17 protein-coding genes are annotated in these 18,272 nt (G+C 37.9%); 13 read left to right on the top strand and 4 right to left on the bottom strand.

The annotated features are described in order from the left end of the window. Window positions 1-260: 260 nt before the first annotated feature. Complete coding sequence (locus ACP6L2_RS10015; RefSeq protein ID WP_440509064.1) at window positions 261-1,487, top strand: TCR/Tet family MFS transporter; 1,227 nt, start codon at window positions 261-263, stop codon at window positions 1,485-1,487. Here ACP6L2_RS10015 and ispF read toward each other — a convergent pair. Together ispF and ACP6L2_RS10005 are read right to left on the bottom strand one after the other, a co-directional pair. After that, window positions 1,484-1,966: a 2-C-methyl-D-erythritol 2,4-cyclodiphosphate synthase gene (gene ispF, locus ACP6L2_RS10010; RefSeq protein WP_440509063.1), complete on the bottom strand. Its 483-nt coding sequence runs from the start codon at window positions 1,964-1,966 to the stop codon at window positions 1,484-1,486. The genes ACP6L2_RS10015 and ispF overlap by 4 nt on opposite strands. A gap of 177 nt (window positions 1,967-2,143) precedes the next feature. Continuing rightward, complete coding sequence (locus ACP6L2_RS10005) at window positions 2,144-2,965, bottom strand: glycogen/starch synthase (RefSeq protein ID WP_440509062.1); 822 nt, start codon at window positions 2,963-2,965, stop codon at window positions 2,144-2,146. A 145-nt stretch (window positions 2,966-3,110) separates the two neighbouring features. On the opposite strand from ACP6L2_RS10005, the gene panC reads away from it, so the two are divergent. From panC to ACP6L2_RS09955, 10 genes are all read left to right on the top strand, one after another. Continuing rightward, window positions 3,111-3,974, top strand: coding sequence for a pantoate--beta-alanine ligase (panC, locus tag ACP6L2_RS10000; RefSeq protein WP_440509061.1), 864 nt, complete (start codon window positions 3,111-3,113; stop codon window positions 3,972-3,974). A gap of 39 nt (window positions 3,975-4,013) precedes the next feature. Next, entirely contained in the window at window positions 4,014-4,361 is a 348-nt protein-coding gene (gene panD / locus ACP6L2_RS09995) for an aspartate 1-decarboxylase (RefSeq protein ID WP_440509060.1), read from the top strand. 1,076 nt (window positions 4,362-5,437) lie between these two features. Continuing rightward, on the top strand, window positions 5,438-5,800 hold the full coding sequence (locus ACP6L2_RS09990; protein WP_440509059.1) for a hypothetical protein: 363 nt from the start codon (window positions 5,438-5,440) through the stop codon (window positions 5,798-5,800). A gap of 108 nt (window positions 5,801-5,908) precedes the next feature. Beyond that, the gene (locus ACP6L2_RS09985; protein ID WP_440509058.1) at window positions 5,909-8,254 is read left to right on the top strand and encodes a TonB-dependent receptor; all 2,346 of its coding nucleotides are present in this window, start codon (window positions 5,909-5,911) and stop codon (window positions 8,252-8,254) included. Further along, on the top strand, window positions 8,254-8,733 hold the full coding sequence (locus ACP6L2_RS09980; protein ID WP_440509057.1) for a thioredoxin family protein: 480 nt from the start codon (window positions 8,254-8,256) through the stop codon (window positions 8,731-8,733). Before ACP6L2_RS09985 ends, ACP6L2_RS09980 begins: the two co-directional genes overlap by 1 nt. A gap of 71 nt (window positions 8,734-8,804) precedes the next feature. Beyond that, window positions 8,805-9,431, top strand: coding sequence for an FKBP-type peptidyl-prolyl cis-trans isomerase (locus tag ACP6L2_RS09975; RefSeq protein WP_440509056.1), 627 nt, complete (start codon window positions 8,805-8,807; stop codon window positions 9,429-9,431). A 168-nt stretch (window positions 9,432-9,599) separates the two neighbouring features. Beyond that, entirely contained in the window at window positions 9,600-10,205 is a 606-nt protein-coding gene (locus ACP6L2_RS09970) for an FKBP-type peptidyl-prolyl cis-trans isomerase (RefSeq protein WP_440509055.1), read from the top strand. A gap of 527 nt (window positions 10,206-10,732) precedes the next feature. After that, on the top strand, window positions 10,733-11,338 hold the full coding sequence (locus ACP6L2_RS09965; protein ID WP_440509054.1) for a hypothetical protein: 606 nt from the start codon (window positions 10,733-10,735) through the stop codon (window positions 11,336-11,338). Between the two features lie 195 nt (window positions 11,339-11,533). Beyond that, entirely contained in the window at window positions 11,534-13,174 is a 1,641-nt protein-coding gene (locus ACP6L2_RS09960; RefSeq protein ID WP_440509053.1) for an NAD+ synthase, read from the top strand. Between the two features lie 47 nt (window positions 13,175-13,221). Then, complete coding sequence (locus tag ACP6L2_RS09955; protein WP_440509052.1) at window positions 13,222-13,776, top strand: DUF4136 domain-containing protein; 555 nt, start codon at window positions 13,222-13,224, stop codon at window positions 13,774-13,776. A gap of 125 nt (window positions 13,777-13,901) precedes the next feature. Here the strand turns inward: ACP6L2_RS09955 and ACP6L2_RS09950 are convergent, their stop codons facing one another. Together ACP6L2_RS09950 and ACP6L2_RS09945 are read right to left on the bottom strand one after the other, a co-directional pair. Beyond that, window positions 13,902-14,942 (bottom strand): GntR family transcriptional regulator, encoded by a 1,041-nt coding sequence (locus ACP6L2_RS09950; protein ID WP_440509051.1) that lies wholly within the window; start codon window positions 14,940-14,942, stop codon window positions 13,902-13,904. 269 nt (window positions 14,943-15,211) lie between these two features. Further along, the gene (locus tag ACP6L2_RS09945; RefSeq protein ID WP_440509050.1) at window positions 15,212-15,919 is read right to left on the bottom strand and encodes a FadR/GntR family transcriptional regulator; all 708 of its coding nucleotides are present in this window, start codon (window positions 15,917-15,919) and stop codon (window positions 15,212-15,214) included. Between the two features lie 299 nt (window positions 15,920-16,218). Here ACP6L2_RS09945 and ACP6L2_RS09940 point away from each other — a divergent pair, with 299 nt between their 5' ends. Together ACP6L2_RS09940 and ACP6L2_RS09935 are read left to right on the top strand one after the other, a co-directional pair. After that, window positions 16,219-17,142, top strand: a complete 924-nt coding sequence (locus tag ACP6L2_RS09940) for a dihydrodipicolinate synthase family protein (protein ID WP_440509049.1) — start codon at window positions 16,219-16,221, stop codon at window positions 17,140-17,142. Beyond that, window positions 17,142-18,263: a hypothetical protein gene (locus tag ACP6L2_RS09935; RefSeq protein ID WP_440509048.1), complete on the top strand. Its 1,122-nt coding sequence runs from the start codon at window positions 17,142-17,144 to the stop codon at window positions 18,261-18,263. The genes ACP6L2_RS09940 and ACP6L2_RS09935 overlap by 1 nt, the downstream gene beginning before the upstream one ends. Window positions 18,264-18,272 lie beyond the last annotated feature (9 nt).

The following is an 18,272-nucleotide window of genomic DNA, read 5'->3' as shown; positions in this document are numbered from 1 at the left end:
ATATCAGTAAGTGTGCCAATTGTTTGTTGAACGCTACAAAAATACCATAATTTTCTAGATGAATAGAAATGTTACTAAACTAGAATTCAATTTTCTTCAAAACCACAGCTAATCAGGCTTTAAAACCCATTTTCTACATCATCATTTTCTACATAAAAACCTGTATTTCTGGCAACAAAAAATTAAAACCTAAAAGAAGCTGAGCTGTTTATAGCGTACTAGACGATTGTGCTTCAAAATAATTACCTTCGTTATATCTTATGCCGAATACTAAATCACAAGCAGGACTTCTTTTCATCTTCATTACGGTTGTTTTAGACTCTATTGGATTGGGAATTATCATCCCAGTAATGCCGGCACTAATCAAAGAGCTGATACATGGTGACTTGAGTCAAGCCTCCTCTTATGGCGGTTGGCTCACCTTCTGTTATGCCTTTATGCAATTCTTTTTTGCAGCTATATTGGGCAACTTATCTGATCATTTTGGTCGTAGACCGGTATTATTGTGTTCTTTATTTGGTTTCACCATCAATTACTTGCTCATAGGCTTTGCCCCTTCCATATTCTGGTTGTTTGTTGGCCGCCTAGTAGCCGGTATTACTGGTGCAAGTCATACTGTTGCTGCAGCTTATATTGCCGATGTCAGTACAGCAGAAAACAAAGCTCAAAACTTTGGGTTATTGGGAGCAGCCTTTGGTTTAGGCTTTATTATTGGTCCTGTATTGGGTGGTGTACTTGGGCATTACGGTTCTAGAATCCCTTTCTTTGCAGCAGCTGGTCTCTCTTTCTTGAATTTCCTTTATGGTTATTTCGTAGTACCTGAATCTCTTAAAAAAGAAAACCGAAGAAACTTCCGTTGGATAAACGCCAATCCAATAGGTAGCTTTCGGCATATTGGGAAATACCCCCAAATTCAAGCCTTGGTCATCTGTATTTTCCTGATAAACGTGGCAGCCCATGCTGTACAAAGTACCTGGTCCTACTTCACCATGGAGAAATTCCATTGGGATGAACGAATGGTAGGTTATTCCTTAGGCTTTATCGGCATATTACTGACCATAGTACAAGCAGGACTAATTCGAATAATAATTCCAAAACTGGGTATTCCAAAAGCCATTGTATTGGGTCTACTCTTGAACAGCATATCACTTCTAGCCATGGGTATAGCACCTAGCACCGGATGGTTATACGCTACGAGTATATTTTATGTATTCGCTGGGATCGCTGGCCCTGCCATTCAAAGCTCCATATCCAATCAGACACCAGCTAATGAACAAGGACAAATTCAAGGAGGCTTAACATGTATTATCAGCCTTACAGCCATCATAGGCCCATTATTGATGACCAGTCTGTTTTCTGCATTTACCAAAAAGAACGCCTCGGTATATTTACCAGGCGCTCCATTTTACTTAGGCAGTTTGCTCGCTTTTATAGCGGTCATCCTTGCCATTAATTATTTTAGACCGAAGTCGGAAAATATCGACTAAGCTTGTTTTTCCAATAGGCAAACTGCATAGGCAACAACACCTTCTTCCCTTCCGATGAATCCCATTTGCTCGTTTGTAGTCGCTTTGATAGATACATCCTCCACAGAAATACCTGCTGCCTCAGCAATATTAGCTTTCATTTGAGGGATATATGGCTTAATCTTAGGTGCTTCCAAACAAATCATTCCATCGATATTGCCTAGTAAAAAGCCCTTTTCTTTAATCAAAACGATGCAGTGACGCAATAGATCTAAACTGTTGGCACCCTTCCAGCGCATATCCGTATTTGGGAAATGATAACCGATATCTTCCAAATTGGCTGCACCAAGAATGGCATCACAAATTGCATGTGCCAATACATCGGCATCAGAATGTCCAAATGCACCAGCGTGGTGATCTAAAGTTACGCCTCCAACAACAAAAGGATGTCCTTCTTTCATTTGGTGGACATCAAAACCAAAACCTACTTTAATTTTCATTGCCAATATTGTTATTTAAATCTGCATAAAGATGCTCAATTAAACCTGAAGCACATAAAAAAGGCTTTAAGTTTTATGCTTAAAGCCCTTTTTCAAATCTTCTTGCTCATCTTAACGAGATGCAGCTTATATTATTTTATATATTCTAAATCGTATTTCGATTCTTTGAAGAGCAGCTTAAGCTGAAACCTCTTCATTTACGAACTCATCATATAGTTCGCCGAAAGCATCATAGTCCTCATCTGAAGCTGGTTCAAATGTACGGATATTATGCTCTTGAATATAAGCATTGATTTCCGGATTGATCCCTTCATCGCATTTGATCACTACGTCAGTAAATGAAAGCGCACCTTTACAGATATCAACATAAGAACCTGAAGCATAATCTTTCAATTTATCGGCGTCGATGTCCACTTGTGAAGCCATCTCAGCATACTTACTTCCTAAGCTAGCGTTTTCAAAGTCCTCTTTGAAGAGCGAGTAAAACACCTTAGCATCTTTGAAAGTAGGATCATTCTGATAAACGGTCTTCAAATAAGCAGGAACCATAGCGGTGAACCATCCGTGGCAGTGTACCACATCAGGTGACCATCCTAGTTTCTTGACAGTTTCCAAAGCACCCTTACAGAAGAATAAGGATCTTTCGTTATTGTCATCAAAGAATTTCCCTTGCTCATCACGGAATACTTTCTTCCGTTGGAAATACTCTTCGTTATCCAAGAAGTACACTTGCATTCTTGCCGCCGGCAAGGATGCTACCTTAATAATTAGCGGATTATCATTATTGTCCACCACAATGTTCATTCCCGACAACCTTATCACTTCATGAAGACGATTTCTGCGCTCGTTGATGTTTCCAAAGCGTGGCATTAGAATTCGAATCTCGAATCCTTTTTCTTGCATAGCATGTGGTAACTGGCGTGTTATTTCAGAAATTTTACTTAATTCAAGGAAAGGCGACATTTCATGGGTAATAAACAAGATTTTCGTTTTTGCCATCTCCAACTGTTTTTTTATTTATTGAATAGTAAAATCGGTCTACAAAGATACATATAATTTATCAATTTTACAATTGATTAAAAATCATCGTTTTATAATTTAAACTTTATTCCTCATTTTTGCAGCTAATTTCTAAATTTTTGACGTGAAAATAGTACGTACTAAAGCCGAACTGCAGGAGATTCTCCAGCAAGTCCGTCAGGAGAACAAAACCATCACCTTAGTTCCAACTATGGGTGCTTTGCATGAAGGTCACCTTTCATTAATCGAATACGCAAAGCCAAGAACAGACATTACCGTTTGCAGTATTTTCGTAAATCCCACGCAGTTTAATGACCCTAAAGATTTGGAGAATTATCCCAGACCTATAGAAAATGATATTGTCTTATTGGAATCGGTAGCTTGTGACATTCTTTTCCTACCAAGTGTAGAGGAGATGTACCCTGCGAATGATCCAGAATGGCATATTGACTTGGGAAATCTAGACCGCATCTGGGAAGGGGAACATCGTCCAGGCCATTTCCAAGGTGTTACACAAATCGTTTATAAACTTTTTTCTTTAGTCAAACCGGATCAAGCATGCTTTGGTCAAAAGGATTTTCAACAAGTAATGGTCATCCAACGCATGATTGACATCAAAGAATTGCCGATCAAATTGTTGATTTGCCCGACTGTCCGTAGTGAGAAGGGCTTAGCCTTAAGTTCTAGAAACGCAAGGTTATCGGAAGAAGGCAAAGAAAATGCGCTATATCTTTCTAAAGCCCTGCGTTACATCAAGGACAATATTCATCAACAAACTGTTGAGGAGTTATTAGAAAATGCAAAGGCCTTACTTGCTAGTAACGCCGCATTGACATTAGAATATTTGAGTATTGTTGAATCCAGCAGCCTTGAACCAGTAAAAAGTATTCAACCTGGAAAAGGCTATGTAGCTTTAATCGTTGTTTGGGTAGAAAACGTACGTTTAATCGACAATATCATCTTACAGGAAGCAGATAGCACAAAATAATTTACAAAGCATTTACATCGAAAAGCCTAACTTTGCAACATGTTTATTGAAGTAATGAAATCAAAAATTCACCGTGCTCGTGTTACACAAGCGGAGTTGAATTATGTAGGAAGCATCACTATTGACCAAGACTTAATGGAGGCTGCTGACTTAATCGCCAATGAAAAAGTACAAGTGGTTAATAATAATAACGGTGCCCGTCTGGAAACATATGTTATCCCAGGAGAACGTGGCACTGGTACCATCTGTTTAAACGGAGCCGCTGCACGCCTAGTGCAAGTCGGTGACATCGTCATCATCATCTCCTACGCAACCATGGAACGTGAAGAAGCCAAAACTTTCAAACCTATGGTGATCTTCCCTGATGAGAATAATAAATTGCTTTAGGAGACCGCTGCGCTAAGAGAGTTTAGACAATAGACACAAGACAACAGACGCAAGATGTCTGTAAGTCAACTCAGAGTGTAGCGAAGAGTCTGAGCCCTGCTGGCAGTATATAGTCGATAGTATAAAGTATTTAGACCTATTGGCGAGATAATTTTAAGAGATAATTTTGATGCGGTTGAAGTATGCTTCCATCTATTTAGATCGCTGCGATATTAGATTTGAGATTGATAAGGTGGTTGATCATGTTATTTACAACTCAGAGCGTAACGAAGAGTCTGAGCCCTGCGGACAGTATTTAGTCGATAGTATAAAGTATTTAGACCAAGTAGCGAGATAGTTTTAAGAGATTTTATTTTGATGCGGTCGAAGCATGCTTCGACCCTACAGTTAGGGTATTTGTCGCCTATATTTTCACGGTTGTTTGTAGGGGCGATGCATGCATCGCCCGCCATCTAGTATATCTTCAAATCAGTTTTAAGGGGCTTTAATTCATTTCCAACTCAGAGAGTAAAAGAATGTCTGCCCGGTTTTTTAAATTATAAATAATAGACAGCCTATTCTCCAAAGAGTTCAATGCCTTTCTATCTCATATCTAATAGCGAAGCGGTCTAATATCTCACATCTCACCCCTCCACTTTCCTTCGATAACCCTAGGGAATTTCCATGGATCTCATAGGGATCTTCTTCGGATCTCGTTCGCTTCTAACCGAACGAGATCCGAAGGAGTTCCGAACAAGTTCCGAAGGAGATCCGAATAAGTACCAAAGAAAACCTCTCTAAAAGTCGATTAGACGTCAGGCAAAAGCCAAGTAGAAAGCAAAGTTTTATCACAGAAAAACTTACATGAAAAATAAAAATAATTGCTTGAAATCTGCTCGTCAAATCTGTAAATTTTCACTTCTATTATCGTAGTTTAAAGGATAAGTAAACTTATGGTTAGATGACTTTCTGTAGTACTTGATGATGTTTCAAATCAAGGAATTGCGAAAATCCAATATATTTGTTGTTAACATAGAAATCATTTGGATGTGTCGTAACAAAATCGCTAATTTTGCGGAGGATACGTCCTAAGCTACATGAAGTTCATCCGACCATATCGCCAATTTATTGCCCATTTCCTGTTTTACTGGATGGTGGGTATTATTATTAGTGGCGTTGTATTTATGCACAAGGAGGTTACTTCAACCGGCGAGATTGTCACCCACATTCACCCTTACAACCTAGGGGAGAAACATCACCACAAACACCACTCGGATGCGGAGATCAGATTTTTAGATATTGTCTTTCAAGGCAGTTATCTGAATTGGGAATCGCAGACTTTTACAGCTCCAATTCAACAGATTCTAACCGAAATTGATTATGCCGAGCAGGTTTATGCGGAAATCAAACAAGCCCTAGCCTTTTACACTGGCCTGGACCCCCCTAGTTATTTAGCGTAATATATCATCATTTTAATGCCCATGAACAAGGTTTCACAGGGCTAACTGTATTCGTATGTTTTGTCCAGATTGGATACGCATACATCATTTATTATTGCTAAATACCATATGACATTAAAAATCTTCAGGATAGTCCTGATGGTGTCCCTATTTGTTATGGGCACTATAAATATACATGCCCAAATTCGTGGCACCGTAAAGAATCAAAAGAACGAACCAATAGCAAACGCCACGGTACAAGTGGATGGTAGCAAACAAGGAACTGCTACTGATAGTTTAGGGAATTTCCATATAGATGCTGTGAAAGCTCCTGTGAAGAGCATAAGCATTAGTGCTATTGGTTATCAAACCCTAAAAAAACAAGTAAGTGCGACTGATCAGAAACAGCCAATCCACATTAACTTACATGAAGATAACCTGAATTTAAGTGAAGTGGTGGTTAGTGCCTCTCGTTATGGCATGGAGCGCAAGAAAGCACCGGTTATCGTCAATGTATTAAGTCCAAAACTATTCAACGCGACACAATCTGTGGCGATGTCTGAAACATTAAATTATCAGCCAGGGGTACGGGTGGAGAATAATTGTCAGAATTGTGGCTTTAGCCAAGTACGCCTGAACGGAATGGAAGGTGCCTATTCGCAAATCCTGATCAATAGCCGTGCAGTATTCAGTGCGCTAAATTCCGTTTATGGATTAGACCAAATCCCGACAAGTATGATAGATCGTATTGAGGTCGTACGTAGTGGTGGATCTGCCTTATTTGGTGCCAATGCGATTGCAGGTACCATCAATATCATTACTAAGGATCCTGTAGAAAACGACTGGCAATTAAAATCGACCAATGCCATTATCGGTGGCAAAGCATGGGATAACACCATTGATTTCAACAGCTCTTATATTGATAACGACTTGAAAACGGGTGTAACATTTTATGGGATGCACCGTAACAGAGAAGCTTACGATCACAATGGTGATGGGTTTTCTGAGATGACTAAATTGAAGAACTTGACCTTTGGTACCAAGGCCTTCTACCGCCCATCGGATTTCGACAAGATCACCTTGGATTTAAGTGTGTTGAATGAGTTCCGTCGTGGTGGAGATCGAATTGAAGAAGCACCACATTTCACCGATGTTACGGAGCAATTGCGCACGAACTCGCTTATTGGCGGATTAACATATGATCATTATTCAAAAGATTATAAACACAAAATCTCTCTATATGGTTCTGCACAATTTACTGATCGCGAAAGCTTCTATGGCGGTCTGGGTGGCGGGAGAACCCATCAGGACAGTGTTTTGGCAGCCAATTCATATGGTGATACCGATGATTTTGCCATGGTTGCTGGAACACAATACACCTATACTTTTGAACGTGATGTCTTAACTGCCGGCGTGGAGTTCAATAACAACCATACCAAGGATAAAATCCCGGGATACCAACGGACTATTGATCAAAAAACACATGGTCTAGGCAGTTATGTACAATATGAATGGAACATCTTAGAAAACTTGAAGTCCTTATTGGGCGCACGTTACGATTATACCTATGTTGATGGCAGTTATAGCCTCGCCGGACATAACCGAAGCTCATCAGAGAGCTTTGGCACATTTAGTCCACGCTTGACCCTACTCTACGACATTACCGATTACCTACAATTCCGTGGAGGCTTTGCCCGCGGATTTAGAGCCCCTCAGGCATTTAACGAAGACATGCATGTCACCTCAGTTGGGGGACAGCAGGTCTTCGTTTTAATCGGTGAAAACCTGAAAACAGAGTATTCGAATGCCTATACAGGTTCATTGAACTTTACCAAGAATTTTGGAACAACCCAGACCAGTTTATTACTGGAAGGTTTCTATACCCAATTAAATAATCCTTTTACCACTGTTATGACTTCGGAAGAAGAGAATCTTATTATCGAAGAGATGCGAAATGGTACAGGAGCGATGGTTTATGGAACAAATATCGAATTGAATGTGGCACCGTCTGCAGATTTAAGTTTCCAAGCTGGAGGAACAATTCAACGTTCGGAATACAAGGACGATCAGCTTTTATTTGAAGGACCAAGCGCTGCGGAGAATATCAGCAGTAAACGCTTTGTTCGTACGCCTAATGTTTACGGGTACTTGAATGCCAATTGGAAACCGGTGAAACCTTTCAGTGTGGATTTGACGTCTGTATACACTGGATCGATGTTGGTGCCTCATATGGTAGCTCCAGAATCCATGGTTTTGAAAACAGGTAAAGAATTCTATGAAATCAATTTGCGTTTAGGCTATACCTTCCAAGTGAAGAAAGAATTTAGTGTTGAGGTATTTGGGGGTGTACAGAATATGTTCAATGCCTTCCAGAAAGATTTTGACACTGGAGCGCTTCGAGATTCACAATACATTTATGGACCATCGCGTCCACGAACAGTAACATTTGGTGTTAAACTAGGACATTTCCATTAATGAGACTATTTGCATTTATCTTACTTCTTGCAGGATTTTCCTCCTCCCAACTGTGTGCACAAACACACAGTAAGGAGGAAATCCTTTGGTTAAGTTTCGAGCAACTAAGCGATTCTTTGGCTGAAAATCCAAAGCCAGTGCTTTTGTTTATTCATACAGATTGGTGTGCTTATTGTAAAAAGATGCTTTCCGAAGGATTTCAAGATCCTAACGTGGTTAAAAAGGTAAATGCAGATTATTATGCTGTATCCTTGGATGCTGAGACAACCGATACATTATTTTTCGAAGGTCAGGCATTTACGAATCAAGTTCGAGCTAAAAAAGTTGGGGAATATCATTCGATCGCAAAAGTTTTTTTAGGGAAAAAGGAAAAAGCAGTTTTTCCACTCACGGTCATACTAGACCCTGATTTTAAGGTCATAACACGTCGATCGAATTACCTGAGCACAAAGGAAATGTTAAAAATTTTAAAAATTTAACACTTTCTGTGTAGCGTTTACGGTTAACGGAGCGTTCATGACTGTAATACTTATAATACTAATAACGACTTATGAAAAATTTCAAATTACTTATTATTGCCCTACTTGCTGTTGGAACGATTACTTCATGTATGAAAAATGATTACGTGGATGATTTTGATTATGAGAAAGAGAAAGCACGTATTGACTCTACTTTAGAAGCACAAAAAGATGATTTAGCGGCTTATGCAGCTGAGCATTACTCTGAAAATATGATATATAATCAGGAGACCGGCATGTATATGGACACCTTAGCAGCAGCTACGGATAGATCCTATAATTGGGTTGTTTCAGGAAATGGCTATACAGTTCCTAAAATCACGGTTAAATACGTAGGAAGATTGTTAGATGGAACCGTATTCGAAGATGCTTCGGCTACTGCACAGGCATTCTTAATGCGTCCGGACGCGAATATTAATGTGACCAATGCATGGATTCGTGCATTCCTTCCTAGAACAATCACCATCAACGGTGAGAGTCAGGTATTCGGAATGATCGCTGATGGTGTTAAGAAAGGTCATAAATTTAAATTTATTGCTCCTTCTCCATACGTATATGATAACAAAGAGCGTAAAAACTCCAAAGGAGAAGTTATTGTACCAAAAGATTCACCAGTAGAGTACACAGTTGAAGTAATCGACATTGTGAACCAAATGTAATAAGCTCAACAATTACTTATACTTATATAAAACGGCATCTACCAAAGTAGGTGCTGTTTTGTTTTCAACAGTTGATCCTTAACCGATAAGCAAAATAAATTCGTTATTTTTGCACATATAATACCGAAATAACGATTAAACCTTAAAAATTATATTTTAAACTATTCCATGAAACAGATTAGCCTTTTGTTTATAGTCTTATTTGCCGCGATGGCGATGAGCTCTTGTATGAAGAATGATATTGAAGATAATTCCAAAGATCGCGAGAAAGAACAAGCTCGTATTGACTCTACGTTTGATGCGCAAGAAGAAATGCTGGAAACCTATGCGAAGACGCATTTTACCAATCCAAAATTTAATGAAAAATCTGGAATTTGGTACGAGATTCTAGCGGAACCTACGGATATTTCTTACCAATATGTTATTTCCAATGGTGGTTTTGTTACCCCTACGGTTGAGTTGATGTATACTGGAAAATTAATGGATGGGACTATATTTGATGCAAGTACTGAAAAGTTAACTTGGAAGATCAACTATGGTAATCTAATTCCAGCATTTCCGTATTCCTTCTTCCCAGAAACAGTGATTATGGGCGGTGAGACGTATTATACCGGCTTAGTAAAAGATGGGTTGAAAAAAGGTCATAAGATCCGATTTATCGCTCCATCACCATTATGCTACGACAATGTACCTCAATACGATAAGGATAAGAATTTAAAAATCCCGAAGGATTCTCCTCTAGAATTTACAATCGAGGTATTTAGCATTAAATAAATCCAATTTTCGGATATTATACTTCGCAAAAGAAATAATAAGTAAATGGCTTCCTAGGATTAGGAGCCGTTTACTGTTATATACTAAAAGTATCGCTAATGGATTTGCAAAAAGGTATGTTAATTGCCTAATTACCATATAATGGAATACGGACAAAGCAGAATTTATTGTTAATTATTACCATTAATAGGGAAACATGAAAATACCATTAGCACAACTGAATAATAAATTTATTGCTCCTTCTCCATACGTATATTATAACAAAGAGTGTAAAAACTCCAAAGGAGAAGTTATTGTACCATAAGATTCACCAGTATAGTACACAGTTGAAGTAATCAACCTTGTGAACCAAATGTAATAAGCTCAACAATTACTTATGCTTATATAAAACGGCATCTACAACAATAGGTACTGTTTTGTTTTCTACAGCTTATCCCTAACCGATAAGCAAAATAAATTCGCTATTTTAGCACATATAATATCGCAATAACGATTAAACCTTAAAAAATTAATTATTTAACTATTCCATGAAACAGATTAGCCTTTTGTTTATAGCTCTATTTGCCGCAATGTCAATGAGCTCTTGTTTGAAGAATGATATAGAAGAACCTCCAAAAGTTAACGAGAAGGAACAAGCACGTATTGACTCTACATTTGATGCGCAAGAAGAAATGCTTGAAACTTATGCGAGGACACATTTTACCAATCCAGAGCTAGATAAAAGATCTGGGATTTGGTACGAGATTCTTGCACCCAAAACAGATGATACTTACGAATATTTTATTTCCAATGGTTCGTTTATTACCCCTACTGTTGAAATGATATATTCTATAAAATTAATGAATGGTACTGTATATGATGAGACTACCGAAAAGGTAACAGAAAGGATAAACTATGGTAAGCTAATTCCAGTGATACCTTATTCTTTCTTCCCAAAGGAATATTTGCTGAATGGCCAGACCGTTTTCACCGGTTTAATACCTGGTGGGTTGAAAAAAGGTCATAAGATCCGATATATAGCGCCGTCACCATTATGCTTTGATAATATACCTCAATACGATAAGGATAAGAATTTAATTGTCCCTAAGGATTCTCCACTAGATATTACGATCGAAGTTATTAGTATTAAATAACTCTCCTTATTATATTTATTTCATACTACTAGAAATTATAAGTAAACGGCTTCTTATTATAGGGAGCCGTTTACTATTATCTGCTATCAGTATCGCTCATGGATTTGCAAAAAGGCATGTTAATTGACTAATTTCGATATAATGGAATACGGGAAAAGCAGAATTTATCGTTAATTTTACCATAAATAGGGAAACATGAAAATTGCACTAGCACAACTGAATTATCATATTGGGAATTTTGAAGCGAATAATGCAAAGATTATACAGGCGATCGAGAAGGCAAAATCTGCAGGTGCTGGATTAATTGTATTTGCTGAATTGGCTATTGGAGGTTACCCGGCGAAAGACTTACTACGTAATTCTGCATTTTTAAAAGCATGTTATGCGAGTATTGAAGAGATCGCGAAGCATTGTTTGGATATCACTTGCATAATTGGTGCACCTGTACCCAATAAAGATGGGGAAGGAAAATCCTTATACAATGCTGCTTTGGTTTTAGAAAATGGCGAGGTCACTCAGGTCGTTAAAAAAAGTCTTTTACCCGATTATGATGTTTTCGATGAATACCGTTATTTTGAACCTAGTCGCTCGGTTTCCTGCATTGATGTTCAAGGAAAAACAGTTGCTCTAACGGTTTGTGAGGACTTGTGGGACGATGATGGTCCAAATTCATATGTAGGCGACATCATGCAAGAATTAGCAAAGCAACATCCTGATTTGATCATTAATATTGCGGCATCGCCATTTTCCTATACACATTTTGAAAATCGTAAAAATGTATTGAGCAGAAATGTCATCAAAGGGAATGCCCCATTAATTTATGTCAATCAGGTAGGTGCTCAATGTGATATTATTTTTGATGGACGATCATTGGCCCTGAACAGAAAGGCGGATTGTGTGTTAGAGATGAAGAGTTTCGAGGAGGATTTGCAATTCGTAGAATTTCAAGGGAATGATTTGGTTTCTGATACAAAAACCGATGAAAAACAATATTCGGAGATTGCTTTGATTCATGATGCGATCGTTTTGGGATTAAGGGATTATTTTCAAAAATCTGGCTTTAAGAAAGCTGTTCTAGGTTTATCCGGCGGCTTAGATTCGGCATTGGTAGCAGCCTTGGCATGTGAAGCATTAGGTCCTGAGCAGGTATTATCCGTGTTGATGCCTTCCATTTACTCCACAGACCATTCTTTAAAAGATGCCTTAGACTTGGTGGAAAATACCGGATGTCAAAAGTTAATTTTACCGATTAAAGATATCGCCTCGGCATTTGATCATACCTTGGCTGAAGCATTTCAAGGGTTAAACCCGGATACAACGGAGGAAAACATACAAGCGAGGACACGAGGAACACTATTAATGGCATTATCCAATAAATTTGGTAACATCTTATTGAATACCTCCAATAAAAGTGAAGCTGCCGTAGGTTATGGCACCTTATATGGTGATATGGCAGGTTCCTTAAGTGTCATTGGTGATGTGTACAAAACGCAAGCTTATCAATTGGCCAAGTATATCAATCGTGATCGAGAGATCATCCCGATGAATACCATTGTCAAACCACCGTCTGCTGAATTGCGTCCTGGTCAAAAAGATTCGGATTCCTTACCAGAATACGACATATTAGACAGTATATTATTTCAATTGATTGAGCAAGAAAAACCCTATTCGGATGTCATTGCTTTGGGCTTTGATGAGTCAACTGTATTAAGGGTAAATAAGCTATTGAATAATGCGGAGTTTAAACGCTTTCAAGCACCTCCAATCTTACGTGTCAGTCCTAAAGCTTTTGGCCCTGGGAGAACAATGCCTTTGGTTGCAAAATTTAACTTTTAACGTTAAACCTTTTATTGGAAATTTTGTCTAACCCTAAAATACTGATTATGAAAACGCTTAGGATATTACTTTTTGCTGGAATCATCTTATTCCTTGCCTCCTGTGCTTCGTATAATTATAACATGACGAGGGTTCAGAAATTAGATTTCTCACAGTATAAGACATACGGTTGGTTAACACCTGTCGACTCCTTATCTAAAAATTATTTCAATAACGATATTGCTCGAGAAAATATTCTCTCCACTGCCAATGCTGAATTGGCTGCTCGTGGAATGCAATACAGCAAAGAAAATCCGGATATTTTATTCCGATATATTTCCATTGTGAACAATAAAAGCCGTTTAGTGTATGGCAATACCACTTGGGGATATCCATGGGGTTGGTACCGTCCTTGGGGTTGGGGATATTATGGAGGACCGTCTTACCCTGTAGGGAAAGAAAAATACCGCTACTCCCATTTGATTATTGAAGCCTTAGACCGTAAAACAAATACAGTGGTATGGCAAGCACGTGGATCAGGTGAGGTTAAAGCTCCTGAAAGAGCCATTAATGAATTACCAGAGGTTGTTCAGGGCATTTTTAAAGAATATCCTGTTAAATAAGAAATTAGATTTTGTTGAATAAGAATCCAAGTCAACATACATATATTTCCTGACCAATGTCGGGGAAAATAAAGAAGGGAAATCAAATGAAGATTTCCCTTTTTTGTTTATATATAGCCTGATCTCTATACGGATGATCTCAATTTCAAATAAAAAGGCACTTCCAGGTGTTCGATGGAATGTCTTTTGATGAGATCGGCAGCCATTTTACCCATCATTTCGAAATCGGTAGAAATAGTGCTTATTCCATTCAGTATAAATTGTTTCAAAGGTGTTTCATTATAGGAAATGATGCCTACATCTTTTCCGATCTTGAGTTGTTTAACCAAGATTTTTCCTAATAATTTGACTAAGTCATCTTCTGCAATATTGATATAGCATGTTCCTTTACTAATTTTTTCATTGGTCAATTCTGAGACCAAGGAATGATTAAACGCATATTGTTGCGCAAATTTGTAGAAGCCCTTAATGATTGCTTTGGGATAATCGGAATTATCGGGGAAGATTAGTTTGATGGTATGGTATTTACTTAAAGCCTGATTTGCTTCCTCTAGTGCTCCATAGATATCTTTTTCATAATGCTCATATACCGCAGCAAAATCTCCATGAATATCTTCAATGAATTTGCCTAACAATACCAACTTTTCTGGGGGGATGTATTTGTTGATGATATCTGGCGCTTGATCACGTCCTTCCTTGAAATGCGGAAAAAGAACATAATAGTCGTAGGTTTTAGTCAGGTTAGCTAAAAGTGTTTGAAGGTACCTAATATCACTGTTGTAAACAAACAGATCGATTGCCGCTTCATCATTTAGCTCCCGAACAAAGGAATCATAAACGATTTTTTTATGTGCACTGAGTTTATTCAGCAACAGGGCTATTTTTTGTCTCTGTTTGACATCAGTAGTTGCTACATAATAACCCTTTCCTGGGATGGAAGCAATTACTCCTGAATTTTTGAGGTATTTGTAAGCCTTTTCCACGGTATCCCTAGAAATATCAACATACATACTCAGTTCATTGATCGATGGCAACATATCATTTTTTTCTAAGGTTCCAACTTTCACTGCATCAATGATGGTACTCGCCAATTGCTGATATTTGGGCGTGGCTGAGAAATCAGAGATTTCAATGGTCTTCAAAAAATTGGATACCTTATTTGTCATAATGTTGATCGGTTAAGAAGTAATAAATTTTAAATAAAATAGGTTCTATTGTTGTGCAACAAATAGAGTTATAATCTACTCCTTCAAGGTTAGCCTAATTGCGTATCTTAAATATAGTCAATTCCAACTGTATTATCGAGATACATAAATCAGTAACCAAACAGGACGGTACAGGATGCTTAATTTTATCAGACAGCATCCAAGCACATGGTATCCATAAAAAAAGGATCCACTATAGGATCCCTTTAAATAACTATGGTTAGATTTTCTTAATCTAATATTCTTGTAAAGTGATTGTTCAAATGTACTCTCATAGCTTGACGATAAGCTTCAGCATCTCTTTTCTTAAGTATTTCTACTAATTCCTTATGGGATATGAAATCTACCTCTCCTACTTCTTTTTCCAATAGTCCTCTTTGATGAACATATTGGAAGATAGGGTAAAGCATTTCTTGCAATTCCATCAACATTTTGTTTTGAGAAATCTTGTAAAGTCTGCCATGAAATTTAATCTCATCATCAATTTGCCAAGCGGTATTTGCATCACCAGTACCAATGCCATCAGCAATTTCTTCTAGCTCGGCAATATCTTCATCTGTAATTTTATTCACAATAAAATCTGCCATCCCCACCTCCAATGCAAGGCGCATTTCAAACATATCACGTAAAGTATCCTGATCTAAGATGGAAGGATGAAAAACCTTGCGTAAAGAGCCCAAAACATCAGGATTTCTTAAAACGGCACCCTTATGTTTTTTGGATTCTATCAGTCCAACCGTCTTTAAACGAAGTAGGGCTTCCCGAATTACGGTACGGCTGACCCCAAGACTACTTGCTAGATCAAGCTCCTTCGGTAGAACCTCTCCTATTTCTACATTATTTTCACGAATATATTGGATAATCTTCGCTTCAGCTTTATCAACTAAACTGGAAGTATCGATACTTCCTATCTTACTGAAACCAGTGTTATTACTCATAGTTATAGTCTATAAGGATTAATATAAGTTGCAATTATATCAAAAAATAATTTGTAAGTAAAACAATATATAGTACATTTGATTGCTCTATATGTCATACATAATCAAATATTAAAGATTAATCGATCTTTTAAAAAGATAAACGACTGACTAATAGCAAAATGTAAACCTAATAATAAAACGTGCTGTTAAGATTATATATTTTAAAAAAATGTTAAATAAACCTAAATAAAAATATATTACCCTGAAGTACAGCATAGATAAATGAATTAACTTAATACCATATAATTTACCAAGGCATGTTAAACCAAAAAATTGAAGGCTTAGTTGCGGCACCATTTACACCTTTTGATCAGGATGGCAATTTGAATTGCGAATTAATTCCGTCCTATTATGAGTTATTAAAACAGAATAAGATAAAAGGAGCATTCATTTGTGGTTCTACTGGGGAAGGTGTTTCCTTGACATTTGATGAAAAAGTCAGCGTATTAAAAGCATGGACCGCATTATCAAAGCAAGATGATGAATTTAGTTTAATGTTTTTTCTAGGTGGAACGAATATCAAAGAGTGTATGGAGTTAGCCAAAATAGCCGAGCGTGAAGGTGCTGATGCTATTTCCTTTACCTCGCCTTATTATTTCAAGCCCGCAAACATTCAACAATTAGCGAAATGTTGTGAAGAAATTGCTGCCTCAGCCCCAAACACTGCCTTTTACTATTACCATATCCCTGTATTAACTGGAGGAAATTTCAGCATGATCAATCTGTTAAAAGAGGTTGATGGACAGATTCCGAATTTCCGAGGAATAAAATACACGCATGAGGATTTCATGGATTTTCTATCCTGTTTAAATTATGCAGACGGAAAATACGATATGCTTTGGGGAAGAGATGAAAACATGTTGTCGGCATTGGTTTTAGGCACTAAAGGGGCAGTTGGCAGTACCTACAATTATGCAGCTCCATTATACCATGAGCTAATGGATTGTTATGAAAAGGGACAGTTAGAAGAAGCAAATAAATGGCAACAGAAATCTATCGATATGATCCAATTATTGGGTAAATATGGTGGAATTGCTACGGGAAAGGCCTATATGAAATTGGTGGATTTAGATTGTGGTGAATTTAGGTTACCTATTGCCAATATGGATCAGCAACAATACGCCGCATTTAAAGCGGATGTCAGCAACTTAGGTTTTGATCAATTTAAATCGAATAAATAATGCGTAGGCATGGATTGCTTTTATTAACGCTCTTTACAGCGGCATGTCAAAGAACTGATGCTCCAATAGAATTGCATTGGCAGCAAGTGAGTCAATTGCCTGACAAAGGAATGCAGGCTAACCTAGGCATAGCTGGTCCTATCACAGGCATACTAAAGGACTATCTAATAATCGCTGGAGGTGCAAATTTTCCGGAGGCTAAACCTTGGAATGGTGGAGCTAAAGTCTATCAGCATCAAGGATATTTATACCATATCCAAGATAAACAACTGCATTTTGAAAAGCATATTCATGTACCACATGTGAAAGCATATGCTGCCAATATCAGCTTTGAGAACAAATTATTCATATTAGGTGGAGAAGATCATCAAGGACCTTCAGCCACGGCCGGATATTATAGTTTAAACGAAAAACAAGAATTGGAATACCATCCATTAAGGGATCTTCCAAAACCCTTGAGTAATGCCGGAGGAGCCTATCTCAACAATTACCTATATGTAGTTGGCGGTGATAATAATGAAGAGGTATCCAATAAGGTTTATTGTTTAGATGTAAGCAAAGAAAACAGCCAATGGGAAGAATTTATGGAACTTCCCTATTCGCTTAGCCATGCGGTCGTTACTGAAAATGGCAAAGATTGCATCTATGTAGCAGGAGGTAGAAAAAGGAATGCGCAATCTCCGAGCAACTTTCATCAAGATGTATTAGCGATACAGACAAAAGAAGGAACGGCCGAGAAGATTGCTGAACTACCGGTGGCTATATCTGCTGGTACGGGCATATATTATAGGGATCATCTACTATTATTTTCTGGAGATGATGGGCAGACCTTTCATCAGGTAGAACAAGCATTAATAAACATAAGTCAAGCGGACAATTTGCAGAAAAAAGACAGTTTAATTGCATTAAAAAATAATATCTTAGAGCAACATCCTGGATTTACCAAATCCTGTTGGAGCCTAAACCTTAAGGACCATACCTGGCGATCATTAGAAGCGATTCCTGGCAAGGGGCCAGTCACTACGACGGCCATATTACATCAGGACATGCTGATCATACCAAGTGGAGAAATTAAGGCAGGGGTTCGAACAAACCAGATACTAACTGCTACCTTAAAATAAGTTAATACG

The sequence above is a fragment of the Sphingobacterium lactis genome (genome assembly GCF_051951495.1).
Lineage (GTDB): Bacteria > Bacteroidota > Bacteroidia > Sphingobacteriales > Sphingobacteriaceae > Sphingobacterium > Sphingobacterium lactis_A.
Note: the sequence above shows the minus strand (reverse complement) of the source record. Positions and strands in the feature narration are given on the sequence as shown.

Bases quoted from the DNA above. Each gene is read 5' to 3' on its own strand.
- ACP6L2_RS09990 (WP_440509059.1), top strand. From the start codon at position 5,438: ATGAAGTTCATCCGACCATATCGCCAATTTATTGCCCATTTCCTGTTT.
- ispF (WP_440509063.1), bottom strand. From the start codon at position 1,966: ATGAAAATTAAAGTAGGTTTTGGTTTTGATGTCCACCAAATGAAAGAA.
- ACP6L2_RS09940 (WP_440509049.1), top strand. From the start codon at position 16,219: ATGTTAAACCAAAAAATTGAAGGCTTAGTTGCGGCACCATTTACACCT.
- ACP6L2_RS09970 (WP_440509055.1), top strand. From the start codon at position 9,600: ATGAAACAGATTAGCCTTTTGTTTATAGTCTTATTTGCCGCGATGGCG.
- ACP6L2_RS09935 (WP_440509048.1), top strand. From the start codon at position 17,142: ATGCGTAGGCATGGATTGCTTTTATTAACGCTCTTTACAGCGGCATGT.
- ACP6L2_RS09965 (WP_440509054.1), top strand. From the start codon at position 10,733: ATGAAACAGATTAGCCTTTTGTTTATAGCTCTATTTGCCGCAATGTCA.
- ACP6L2_RS10005 (WP_440509062.1), bottom strand. From the start codon at position 2,965: ATGGCAAAAACGAAAATCTTGTTTATTACCCATGAAATGTCGCCTTTC.
- ACP6L2_RS09975 (WP_440509056.1), top strand. From the start codon at position 8,805: ATGAAAAATTTCAAATTACTTATTATTGCCCTACTTGCTGTTGGAACG.
- ACP6L2_RS09950 (WP_440509051.1), bottom strand. From the start codon at position 14,942: ATGACAAATAAGGTATCCAATTTTTTGAAGACCATTGAAATCTCTGAT.
- ACP6L2_RS09945 (WP_440509050.1), bottom strand. From the start codon at position 15,919: ATGAGTAATAACACTGGTTTCAGTAAGATAGGAAGTATCGATACTTCC.
- ACP6L2_RS09985 (WP_440509058.1), top strand. From the start codon at position 5,909: ATGACATTAAAAATCTTCAGGATAGTCCTGATGGTGTCCCTATTTGTT.
- ACP6L2_RS09980 (WP_440509057.1), top strand. From the start codon at position 8,254: ATGAGACTATTTGCATTTATCTTACTTCTTGCAGGATTTTCCTCCTCC.
- ACP6L2_RS10015 (WP_440509064.1), top strand. From the start codon at position 261: ATGCCGAATACTAAATCACAAGCAGGACTTCTTTTCATCTTCATTACG.
- ACP6L2_RS09960 (WP_440509053.1), top strand. From the start codon at position 11,534: ATGAAAATTGCACTAGCACAACTGAATTATCATATTGGGAATTTTGAA.
- ACP6L2_RS09955 (WP_440509052.1), top strand. From the start codon at position 13,222: ATGAAAACGCTTAGGATATTACTTTTTGCTGGAATCATCTTATTCCTT.
- panD (WP_440509060.1), top strand. From the start codon at position 4,014: ATGTTTATTGAAGTAATGAAATCAAAAATTCACCGTGCTCGTGTTACA.